11 protein-coding genes are annotated in these 10,130 nt (G+C 68.1%); 5 read left to right on the plus strand and 6 right to left on the minus strand.

Annotation, left to right across the window (positions count from 1 at the left end; genetic code table 11):
• Positions 1-61: 61 nt before the first annotated feature.
• Entirely contained in the window at positions 62-739 is a 678-nt protein-coding gene (locus tag K0M70_RS09320; protein WP_290781558.1) for a hypothetical protein, read from the minus strand.
• Positions 740-875: 136 nt separating this feature from the next.
• The gene (fabR, locus tag K0M70_RS09325; RefSeq protein ID WP_290781560.1) at positions 876-1,541 is read right to left on the minus strand and encodes an HTH-type transcriptional repressor FabR; all 666 of its coding nucleotides are present in this window, start codon (positions 1,539-1,541) and stop codon (positions 876-878) included.
• 180 nt (positions 1,542-1,721) lie between these two features.
• Between fabR and K0M70_RS09330 the strand changes: the two genes are divergently transcribed.
• The gene (locus tag K0M70_RS09330) at positions 1,722-2,762 is read left to right on the plus strand and encodes a 2Fe-2S iron-sulfur cluster-binding protein (protein ID WP_290781561.1); all 1,041 of its coding nucleotides are present in this window, start codon (positions 1,722-1,724) and stop codon (positions 2,760-2,762) included.
• Between the two features lie 17 nt (positions 2,763-2,779).
• The gene (locus tag K0M70_RS09335; RefSeq protein ID WP_290781563.1) at positions 2,780-3,856 is read left to right on the plus strand and encodes an acyl-CoA desaturase; all 1,077 of its coding nucleotides are present in this window, start codon (positions 2,780-2,782) and stop codon (positions 3,854-3,856) included.
• Between the two features lie 16 nt (positions 3,857-3,872).
• Here K0M70_RS09335 and K0M70_RS09340 read toward each other — a convergent pair whose 3' ends face one another.
• On the minus strand, positions 3,873-4,211 hold the full coding sequence (locus K0M70_RS09340; protein ID WP_290781565.1) for a YkgJ family cysteine cluster protein: 339 nt from the start codon (positions 4,209-4,211) through the stop codon (positions 3,873-3,875).
• A 196-nt stretch (positions 4,212-4,407) separates the two neighbouring features.
• On the opposite strand from K0M70_RS09340, the gene K0M70_RS09345 reads away from it, so the two are divergent.
• Positions 4,408-5,265 (plus strand): PA4780 family RIO1-like protein kinase, encoded by an 858-nt coding sequence (locus K0M70_RS09345; RefSeq protein WP_290781566.1) that lies wholly within the window; start codon positions 4,408-4,410, stop codon positions 5,263-5,265.
• Between the two features lie 4 nt (positions 5,266-5,269).
• On the opposite strand, the gene K0M70_RS09350 is transcribed toward K0M70_RS09345, so the two are convergent.
• Positions 5,270-5,644, minus strand: a complete 375-nt coding sequence (locus tag K0M70_RS09350; protein WP_290781567.1) for an HPF/RaiA family ribosome-associated protein — start codon at positions 5,642-5,644, stop codon at positions 5,270-5,272.
• 210 nt (positions 5,645-5,854) lie between these two features.
• Here K0M70_RS09350 and K0M70_RS09355 point away from each other — a divergent pair, with 210 nt between their 5' ends.
• Both K0M70_RS09355 and K0M70_RS09360 read left to right on the plus strand, forming a co-directional pair.
• Positions 5,855-7,060 (plus strand): response regulator, encoded by a 1,206-nt coding sequence (locus K0M70_RS09355; protein ID WP_290781568.1) that lies wholly within the window; start codon positions 5,855-5,857, stop codon positions 7,058-7,060.
• Between the two features lie 26 nt (positions 7,061-7,086).
• Positions 7,087-8,469, plus strand: coding sequence for a M24 family metallopeptidase (locus K0M70_RS09360; protein ID WP_290781569.1), 1,383 nt, complete (start codon positions 7,087-7,089; stop codon positions 8,467-8,469).
• A gap of 6 nt (positions 8,470-8,475) precedes the next feature.
• Here K0M70_RS09360 and K0M70_RS09365 read toward each other — a convergent pair whose 3' ends face one another.
• Both K0M70_RS09365 and K0M70_RS09370 read right to left on the minus strand, forming a co-directional pair.
• Positions 8,476-9,126: a methyltransferase domain-containing protein gene (locus K0M70_RS09365; RefSeq protein ID WP_290781571.1), complete on the minus strand. Its 651-nt coding sequence runs from the start codon at positions 9,124-9,126 to the stop codon at positions 8,476-8,478.
• 136 nt (positions 9,127-9,262) lie between these two features.
• Positions 9,263-10,130 (minus strand): DUF808 domain-containing protein (locus K0M70_RS09370; RefSeq protein WP_290781573.1); only part of this gene is annotated, 868 nt, incomplete at its 5' end.

Below are 10,130 nucleotides of genomic sequence, written 5' to 3' on the forward strand. Positions count from 1 at the left end.
TACCCCGGGGGGCCCCGCCTTCCGGCCTGGGGGGGGCCCTTTCCCCCCCCGGGCCCGGTTCTCAGGGAATCTTGCGGTTGATATTGCGCTGCCAGTTGGCGCGTTTCACCTGGGACGTGTGGCGGCCAGGGATTTCCCTGACCAGCGGCACATGCGCTTTGCTCGAAACCACCGGCGTGGGACCCACGTGGGGTGTTCCCATCGGGTGCAGGGGCGCGTGCGCGGTCGGCTCGGGCGCCGGCGCCGGAGTGGACGGGGACTTCCTGGTGGCTTTCTTCGCTGCCGGTACGGCGGCCATTTCAGCCGTGGGCGTCCTGGTGGGCTTCTTCGCGACCTTCTTCGCAACCTTCGTTGCGACTTTCTTGGCCGGCTTCCTGGCGCTGCCGGTCGCGGCGGTCTTGCGGGCGGTCTTCTTGGCAGCCTTCTTGCTGGCCGGCGGGGCAGCCTTTTTCACCGCGGACTTCTTTGCGGCCTTCTTCCTGGCCGGTGCCACGGCCTTTTTCACCGCGGACTTCTTTGCGATCTTCTTGGTCGGCTTCTTGGCAGCCTTGGTTGCGGCCGGCTTCGCTACTTTCTTCGTGGCCTTTTTGCTTGTTTTCTTCGCGGCCTTCGCCGGCACCTTGCTGGATGCGGTCTGGGTTGTCTTCTTTGCCGCGTTCTTCGTGGTTTTCTTGGCCGCCTTCTTGGCGGCGGTGCTCTTGGCTGCTTTCTTGGTCGGGGTCTTCTTCTTGCTGGCCATGGTCGTACCTTTCCTGACGGGAGGTGTCTGCAGTCTAGACACGCCGGCAGGGATTACGCACCTTTTGCGGCGCGACCATTTTGCTCACAGACAGGTGCACGCATGGCGACCGCGTCGCCGCGTGCGGCGCGTGGGCTCATCGTTCGCGCCAGCGCGCTGCGCCCAGGAAGATCACCCGCAGCTGGCGCACGAAGTTCGCCACCAGCTCCTGTTCGCGCTTGGGCTGCCCCGCGGGCAGGTCAAGGATGTCCGAGGCGGCGTTGAGCATCGTGGTCACCACCAGGCCACAGATCATCTGCAGGCTGGCGCTGGACAGGTCGGGCAGGGTGCCGATGGTGCGCAGGTCCTGGGCCATTTCCGAGGCGAAGTGGCTTTCCTCGGTGCGGATGGCTTCGCGGATGACGCGCGATCCGCCGCCGCGCTCACCGGCGATGAAGCGGAACACCAGCGGCCGGTCTTCGACGAAGCGTTTGTAGATCAGCACCGAGCCGCGAAGCATGTCGGTGGGCGGGATGCCGTCGCGGCGGGCCTCGCGCAGCAGGCGCCGCAGGGTGACGCCGCCCATTTCCACCAGGGCCAGGCCCAGCTCATCGAGATCGCGGAAGTGGCGGTAAAACGCCGCCGGCACTACCCCGGCTTCGCGCGTCACCTCGCGCAGGCCAAGCGCGGAGAACGGGCGGCCCTGGCCGATCAGGGACAGCGCCGCCTCGACCAGGCGCAGTCGGGTGCGCTCTTTCTGCTCCATGCGGCTTACGGGCGGGTCGGTATCGGGGCGGGGCGGGGTGGAGCGGCTGACGGCCAAGCGGGGCTCCTTCGGGTGATCACCCGGACGGGCCCCGGAAGTATAGGCGCAACAAGGGCTTAGAAGATTGGAGTTGAAACTCGGCTCCATTACGGTAAACATATGTTCACGCAAATACCGTAGCTTCCTTCAGCCATGCCGACGAAACAGCCCAAAACTCGACTTTCGACTGTTCGCCGGATGCTGCGGAGCCCGCTGCTGGCGCCGCTGAACCAGCCCGAGGCCTGGAGCCGGCTGGCCGGTGCGGTGAACCCGGTCTGGTCCCTGGTGGAGTCGCGGGCCCGCGTTGTCCGGGTGGTGGACGAAGCGCCGGGGGTGCTCAGCCTGTGGCTGAAGCCCAATCGCCGGTTCGGCCGCTTCCAGCCGGGCCAGCACGCGCTGCTGGAGCTGGACATCAACGGCGCCCGGCACGGGCGCTGCTTCAGCTTCTCCTCGGCGCCGCGTGCCGACGGACTGGTGCGCATCACCATCAAGCGCAAGCACAACGGTCCCGTTTCCGGCGCCGCGCATGCGCTGCAGCCGGGGCAGGTGGTCCGGCTGGGACGCGCCCAGGGCGCCTTCGCGCCGCGAACCGGGCACCAGCCGCTGCTTCTGCTGGCCGCAGGAAGCGGCATGACGCCGATGATGTCGCTGCTCGAGGCGATGGCGGACGCCGGCAGCACACGCGACGTGGTGCTGCTGCAGTCGTCGTCCACCGCCGGCGACTTGTTGTTCGCCCAGGCGCTGGACGACCTGGCGGCACGCCTCCCCGGTCTGCGCCGGCACGCCCACGTGTCGGGCGACAGCGGCCGCCTGGACCCGGAGGCCATCGAGGCGTTGGTTCCCGACTGGAGCACGCGCGAAACGCTGCTGTGCGGGCCCGATGGCTTCATGGCGGTGGTGGAGTCGATGCACGCCCGGGCCGGCCTCACCGGCCAACTCACCAGCGAGAGCTTCGGGCGCCGCGCCGCGCCGGTCGTGCCCGGCGCCGACTTCCACGCCGTGTCGCTGTCGGGCGCCGACTTCACCGTCGCCAGCGGCCAAAGCCTGCTCGAGGGCGCCGAAAAGGCTGGCTTGTCCCCCCGCTTCGGCTGCCGCCGCGGCATTTGCCGCAGCTGCCAGTGCCGCAAGCTTTCTGGAACCGTGCTCAACCAGCTCACCGGCCAGGTGTCGGGTCCGGGCGAAGAACTGATCCAGCTGTGCATCAGCACCCCGCAAAGCGCCCTGGAACTCGCGCCATGACCGTCAAGGACCCCGCAATGAATCCCAAGACCCGCCTGTACGGCGACGAGCTGGCCGCCTTTGAAGCCGAACTCGACGCGCTGCGCCTGTCCGTGCTCGAGCAGGTGGGCGACACCGACGCCCGCCACATCCGCCGCGTGCGCGGCCTGGTGCAGGGCAGCGCCATCGCCGGGCGCAGCCTGCTGATGTTCGGCTGGGGACCCGTGAGTTGGGTTGCCGGCGTCATCGCCCTGGCCACGGCCAAGATCGTCGAGAACATGGAAATCGGCCACAACGTGATGCACGGCCAGTACGACTGGATGAACGACCCGTCGCTGCATTCGGCCACCTATGAGTGGGACATCGTCTGCGACGGCGACCACTGGCGGCATTCGCACAACGTCGAACACCACAACCACACCAACGTGATCGGCAAGGACCACGACTTCGGCTACGGCATGCTGCGCCTGAGCGACCAGCAGCGCTGGTCGAAGGCCACGCTGCTGCAGCCGCTGTGGTACGCGCTGCTGGCGATCAACTTCCAGTGGGGCGTGGCGGTGCACGACATCAAGATTGGCCGCTTCCTGAAGGGGCGCATGCCCAAGGCCGAGTTTCGCGAGCGCATGCGGCCGTTCCTGCGCAAGGCCGGGCGCCAGCTGTTCAAGGACTACGTGCTGTTCCCGGCGCTGGCGTTCTGGCAGTGGCCGCGCGTGCTGCTGGGAAACCTGGCGGCCAACCTGATCCGCAACCTGTGGACCAACGCCATCATCTTCTGCGGCCACTTCACCGAGCAGGTGCAAACCTATACGCCGCGCGAAGTGGTGGATGAAACCCGCGGCCAGTGGTACCTGCGGCAGATCCAGGGTTCGAGCAACCTCGAGGGCGGCCCCTGGTTCCACCTGCTGACCGGTGAGCTGAGCTACCAGATCGAACACCACCTGTTCCCGGACCTGCCGGCGCCGCGCTACGTGCAGATGGCGCCGCAGGTGCGCGACATCTGTGCGCGCTACGGCGTGCACTACAACTCGGGCGGGTTCTGGAAGCAGTACGGCGGTGTGCTGGCGCGCATCCTGCGCTACTCGCTGCCGCCCCGCGCCAAGCTTGCGGCGGCCTGAGGCCGCCGCCGGGGGTTCAGCCCACCGCGACGATGGGGATCGGCTTGCGGGCCTTGGCGGCGTAGGTCTTGCGCTCGTCGCGGCAGTAGGCCCCGCCCATGTGGAACTTGCGGCAGATGCTGGGCCGGGTTTCGTAGATTCCACAGCTCATCGTGGTGCGGTCCAGGCCGGCGCACCAACCGTCGGCGCTGCGGCGCATCACGTCCAGGCCACGCGGGTCCACGTCCACCAGGTGGGCGGGCTGGGTTTCGTCCGGCATCAGCACCACCGTCAGGCGGCAGCACACGGCCGCGCAGCTGCTGCAGGAAACGGTGGGGTCGACGAGCTGGTCGTCGTCACGGAAAACGATGCTCATGGATTCGCCTCGAGGGGGCGGCCGGTGACCCGCGGTACGGGCCGTGGCGCAGGGAAGGGGCGAAGCGGAGGCCCGTTGGACGGGACGGCGGGACGCGCCGGCGGTTGCTCCGGCGCCGCAAGGATACACCCCCTGAGCACGGCAGGGGCCGGTGATGCCCCATAATGCGGTTCCTCCGCTGCGCAAAACTGAACCGATGAAGATTCCCCCTGGCCTGCAGCCGCTGGTCGACGATGGTCTGGTGGATGACGTGATGCGCCCGCTCAAGAGTGGCAAGGAGGCCTCGGTTTACGTGGTGAGGTCGGGCGGGGAAGTCATCTGCGCCAAGGTCTACAAGGACATGGCGCAGCGCAGCTTCCAGGCGCGCGTGCAGTACCAGGAAGGCCGCAAAGTGCGCGGCAGCCGCCAGGCGCGGGCCATCGGCAAGGCCAGCAAGTTCGGCAAACGCGAGCAGGAAACGGCCTGGAAGAACACCGAAGTGGACGCGCTTTACCAGCTGGTGGAGGCCGGCGTGCGGGTGCCGCGCCCCCATGGTTACCACCACGGCGTGCTGCTGATGTCGCTGGTGACCGACGAAGACGGCCACAGTGCGCCGCGGCTGGGAGAAGTGGAGCTTGAGCACGCGCAGGCGCTGCACTTCCACGACGAACTGATGCGCGACGTGGTGCGGATGCTTTGCATCGGCCTGATCCACGGCGACCTTTCGGAATACAACGTGCTGGTGGCGCCCGAAGGGCCGGTGATCATCGATTTCCCGCAGGTGGTGAGCGCAGCGGGCAACAACGCCGCCCGCGCCATGCTGCTGCGCGACGTCCACAACCTGCGCGCAAGCCTCGGCCGCTTCGCCCCTGAACTGCTGGCCACCCACTACGGCGAAGAAATCTGGGCGCTTTATGAGCGCGGCGAGCTGCTGCCCGACACCGCGCTCACCGGCGCCTTCATCTTCGACGACGCCAGCGCCGACGTGGGGGCGGTGATGGAGTCGATTGAAGACGCCCGCCAGGAGGCGATCATCCGCCAGCAGGGCCGCGAAGAGGCCGAAGAGCGCGACTGAGGGCTCAGACCGGGTCGTCGCCGGGCAGGGCCGGGTCCGCCGGCAGCGGTGGCGCCGGCACCCGGCGCTTGTCGGCCATTTTGCCGAAGGTGGTGTCCAGCGTCCGCCTGAGTTTCTGGGCGGCACCGTCGATGGCCTGGTGCAGGCTGCCCGCCAGTTCGGTGACGGCAAGGGGCTGGCGCCCGGCAATGCGTGCCTCCATCAGTACGCGCTTGTCCTTGTCGCCGGCCTTTTGGCCGTTGACGTCGCTCATGTGGATCTCGATGCGGGTGACATGGTCGGCAAAGCGTCCGAGAACATCCTTCACGACGTTCTCGGCGTGACTGTAGAGGGCCTCGCGGCCGTTGACGCTTTCGCCGGTATTGATCTGGATCTGCATGACCTCGCCTCGCTGGTTGGGGTTGGGAGCGTGCTGGCTTCATCCTAGGTGTCCCTTGATGAACGTTCCGCCAAAGGCCGGGGAGCCTGCCCCTTGAAACCGACGCCGGTGGACAGGGGGGGCTGGCAGCGCAATCTGTGACCGGTTTCCATGGCCTGACGCGTGACTTGGACTAGATTGGCGCATTGCCCTGTCCACAGCGAGGAACCGATGGACCCCGAGTCCGTGGCGAAAGCCCGCATCCTGGTTGTGGATGATTCCAAGCTGATGCGCAAGGCTGCCCACAAGATGCTGGGCGACGAGTTCGACGTGCTGACGGCCGATGACGGCGAACTGGCCTGGACCGAGCTGGCCGCCGACCCCAGCATCCAGGTGGTGTTCACTGATCTGAACATGCCCAACCTGGACGGCTACCAGCTGCTGCAGCGGATCCGCAACTCCGAAGACACCAGCCTGGCCTCGCTGCCGGTGATCGTGGTGACGGGCGCCGACAACGACGAGGCGGCCCGCATGCGCGCCCTGGACATGGGCGCCACCGATTTCATCACCAAACCCTTCACCACCGTGGACCTGCTGGCCCGCGCCCGGGCGCACGCCAACAACCAGCGCATCACCCGCCGCCTGCACGCGCAGTCCACGGTGGATGCGTTGACGGGGCTGGGCAACCTTGCCGGCTTCCTGGATCGGCTGCAGCAGGATATTTCCTTCGCGCGCCGGCACCAGACGGGGCTGAGCGTGATGCGGCTGGAGATCGTCGATTTCCGGCGCCTGTTCCTTTACCACGGCCGCGCGGTCGCCGACGCGCTTGTGCTGCAGGTGGCGCGCCTGCTGCGCTCGCGCATCCGCAAGGAAGACACTGGCGCGCGCGTGGGCCTGGGCGGCTTCGCGCTGTCGCTGCCGGCGGGCGACGCTGCGGGCATGGAGGGGATGATCGGCTGGCTGCGCGAGCAGCTGGTGATGCAGCCACCGGTGGACGAGGCCGGCCTGCCCATCCCGGTGGTGCTGGCCGCGGCGGTGATGGGTGCGCAGCTCGACGGCGACACCACCGCACAGTCGCTGCTGGCCCAGTGCGAGGGGCTGCTGTCGCCGCCTGCAGAAGTGGCGCAGGCCACCGCCGCTCCGGCGGTGCCGGCGCTCGTGCCGTCGGCCGAGGTGGTCGCGGCTGCGCTGCCGGCGTCGAGCGAACCGGACACCGCCACCGCGCCGGTGATCGCGATCGCGACCCAGCCCGTGGCGGGCGCGGCAAAAGCGCCGCCGCTTCAGCTGGACCCGCTGCTGGACCAGTTGGCCGCAGGCGACAGCCGCGCCGTGACGGAAAAGCTGCCGCAGATCATCGGCCGCCTGCTGCCTGTGCTGCGGCTCCTGGGGCCCAATCAGCGCGCCCAGCTCATCGAGTTCCTGAAGCGACTGGGCTAGCCAAGGCCAGGCGCGGGATGGCTATGATGCGGCAGTCCCGATGGAGCCTGGCCAAGATGCGCTATTGCGTTGTGTTCGCGACCTGCCTGCTGGTTTTCGCCACCACCTGCACCACCGCCGCCCCGTTCGACCAAGGCCGCGTGCTGCAGGGTGAGCCCGCCGTGCTGCCGGCCCGCGAACGCGTGGCGGTGGAGAACCGCATCCTTACCGAACGCCTGCAGACGCTGCTTCCCGAGCTGATGGCCGAAACCGACATCGATATGTGGCTGGTGCTGTCGCGGGAGTACGCCGAAGACCCGGTCTATTTCACGCTGGTGCCGCAGCCCACTTTCGCCGCGCGCCGCACCACGCTGCTGGCCTTCCACCGCAAGGCCGACGGCAGCGTTGACCGGCTGGTGGTGAACCGCTATCCGCTGGGCGAGCCTTACACGTCGGTGTGGTCCGGCGGCGACCTGGACGCGCAGTGGCGCGCGCTGGGCAAACTGATCGAAGAACGCCAGCCGCGGCGCATCGGCATCAACCAGTCGCGTCAGTGGGCCATCGCCGATGGCCTGAGCAAATCGCTGCACGAGCGCCTGCTGGAAGTGCTTCCCGAGGACTATCGGTCGCGCCTGGTGTCGGCGCAGGACCTGGTGGTGCGCTGGACCGAAACCCGCACGGCGGCCGAACAGGCGGTGTATCCGCACATCGTGGCCCTGGCGCGCAGCGTCGTGGCCGATGCTTTCTCATCCAGCGTGATCACGCCCGGCGTCACCACCACCGACGACGTGGCCTGGTACATCCGCGGGCGCTACGAAGCGCTGGGGCTGCCGGTTTGGTTCATGCCCGACGTGAACCTGCAGCGCGCCGGCCAGGCCTGCGATCGCGACAGCCCGTTCTGCGGCGGACAAGGCGTGATCGAGCCGGGCGACGTGCTGCACACCGACGTGGGCCTCTGCTACCTCAAGCTGTGCACCGACACCCAGGAAATGGGCTACGTGCTGCGACTGGGCGAAACCGAGGTGCCGCGCGGGCTGCGCGAAGCGCTGGCCACCGGCAATCGCTGGCAGGACCTGCTGGTGGCGCAGTTCAGGACCGGCAGCACCGGCAGCGAGATCCTGGCCGCCACCCGCGCCGCCGCCAGCAAGGCCGGCATCGAATCGAGCACCTACAGCCACCCGATCGGCTTTTTCGGGCATGCGGCCGGGCCGACCATCGGCATGTGGGACGACCAGAGCGGCCTGGCCGACGGCGGCCAGTGGCCGCTGCATCCCGACACCGCCTACGCCATCGAAGGCAACATCAAGGCGCAGGTGCCGGAATGGAACGGCCAGTGGGTGCAGGTGAAGCTGGAACAGAGCGCGCTGTTCGACGGTCGGCGGGTGCATTACCTGGCCGGCCGGCAGACTGCGTGGCACGTGGTGCGCTGAGCGCGGTCAGCGCCGGTAGCTGAGCAGGCGGCCGCGGAACGGCGGCACGTCGCCGTCGTCGAAGGCGCTGCGGACTTCGTCCACGGCATAGCCCTGGGCCTTCATGGCCGTGGTGAAGGCGCCGCTGTTGCCGCGGCCCGGGTCCGTGATCAGCACCTCGGCCCGGTCGTTCGCGTGCCGCGAAAGCAGGCTTGAAAGCTGTTCGGCATGCCCACGCTCGTAAAGCACGTCGCTGGCGATGATCAGGTCGAACTTGCCCAGGTCGGGCTGGGGCACGGTCCAGGAGATGTCGAGATACGAGGGAACCGACAGGCCGTTCAGCGCCGCGTTGTAGGTGAGGAACTCTTCCGCCAGCGGGTGGTGGTCGCTGGCGGTGATGTCGGCCTTGCGACGATTGAGCACCAGGCTCGACAGACCCAGGCCGCAGCCCAGCTCGAGGATGCGCTTGCCGGCGACATCGAAGCTGCTCATGGCCTGGGCCAGCACGCGGCCCGCAGGCCAGACCTGCCCGAACAGACACCAGTTGGCGGAGGAAATGCCCGCGCGCTCAGCCGCGCCGTTGGGATCGGAGAATTGCTGGCGGTCGCTGAGGGCGCGGATGCGGTAATCGATACCGCCAAGGCGCAGTGTGACCAGACGCGTGGTGTAGCCCGACATGGGGGCTCCCTGGGGTGAATCGCCCAAAGGGACGACAACGCGGAAAGGAACGGGCCGCGGGACCGGTGCCCGCGGAAGACGCACGAAGCAGCTGTCTGCCCGTTTACTGTACGCGCAATGCAGCGTCGCAGGCGGCTCAGGCGGTACGCGGGTTCCGCATCTTCTGCACGCCCGTCACCGCCGCCAGCACGACGATGCCGATCACCACGCCCACCAGGCCTTCGGCGACCATGCCCACCAGGGTGCCCCAGCCGCCGGCCGGCGTGACCGACTCCACGACCTTCTGGATTACGGGCACGGCGTGCACGAGGATGCCGCCGCCCACCAGGAACATCGCGGCCGTGCCGGCGACGGACAGGAACTTCATCAGCCAGGGTGCCGCGACCAGGATGCCGCGGCCGAACGAACGCTTGGCGCGTCGGGCCGCGCTGTCTCCCTGCAGCTGGCTCAGGTACAGCCCGGCGTCGTCGAGCTTCACGATGCCAGCCACCAGGCCGTACACGCCCACCGTCATGACCACCGCGATGGCCACCAGCACGGCCACCTGGCGCGTGAAGTCGGCGGCCGCCACGGTGCCCAGGGTAATGACGATGATTTCCGCCGACAAAATGAAGTCGGTGCGTATGGCGCCCTTGATCTTGTCTTTCTCGCGCTGCACCAGGTCCACGTTTTCATTCGCGACCGCCTGCACCAGTTCGGCGCGCTGCTGCTGCGTTTCTTCCTTGCTGTGCAGGAATTTGTGCGCCAGCTTTTCCACGCCCTCGAAGCAAAGGAAGGCGCCGCCGATCATCATCAGGGCCGTCACCAGCGGTACGCCGTAGCCGCGCGACATCAGCCAGGCTTCCAGCGCACTGATGGCCAGCGCGGCCGGCACCAGGATGGTTTTGTTCACCGCCGAACCCTTGGCCACCGCCCACACCACCGGCAGCTCGCGGTCGGGCTTCACGCCGGAGACCTGCTGGGCGTTGAGCGAGAGGTCGTCGCCCAGCACGCCGGCGGTCTTC

Source organism: Arenimonas sp., assembly GCF_019459675.1.
Classification (GTDB): Bacteria; Pseudomonadota; Gammaproteobacteria; order Xanthomonadales; family Xanthomonadaceae; genus Arenimonas.

Bases quoted from the DNA above. Each gene is read 5' to 3' on its own strand.
- K0M70_RS09320 (WP_290781558.1), bottom strand. From the start codon at position 739: ATGGCCAGCAAGAAGAAGACCCCGACCAAGAAAGCAGCCAAGAGCACC.
- K0M70_RS09330 (WP_290781561.1), top strand. From the start codon at position 1,722: ATGCTGCGGAGCCCGCTGCTGGCGCCGCTGAACCAGCCCGAGGCCTGG.
- K0M70_RS09335 (WP_290781563.1), top strand. From the start codon at position 2,780: ATGAATCCCAAGACCCGCCTGTACGGCGACGAGCTGGCCGCCTTTGAA.
- K0M70_RS09340 (WP_290781565.1), bottom strand. From the start codon at position 4,211: ATGAGCATCGTTTTCCGTGACGACGACCAGCTCGTCGACCCCACCGTT.
- K0M70_RS09345 (WP_290781566.1), top strand. From the start codon at position 4,408: ATGAAGATTCCCCCTGGCCTGCAGCCGCTGGTCGACGATGGTCTGGTG.
- K0M70_RS09350 (WP_290781567.1), bottom strand. From the start codon at position 5,644: ATGCAGATCCAGATCAATACCGGCGAAAGCGTCAACGGCCGCGAGGCC.
- K0M70_RS09355 (WP_290781568.1), top strand. From the start codon at position 5,855: ATGGACCCCGAGTCCGTGGCGAAAGCCCGCATCCTGGTTGTGGATGAT.
- K0M70_RS09360 (WP_290781569.1), top strand. From the start codon at position 7,087: ATGCGGCAGTCCCGATGGAGCCTGGCCAAGATGCGCTATTGCGTTGTG.
- K0M70_RS09365 (WP_290781571.1), bottom strand. From the start codon at position 9,126: ATGTCGGGCTACACCACGCGTCTGGTCACACTGCGCCTTGGCGGTATC.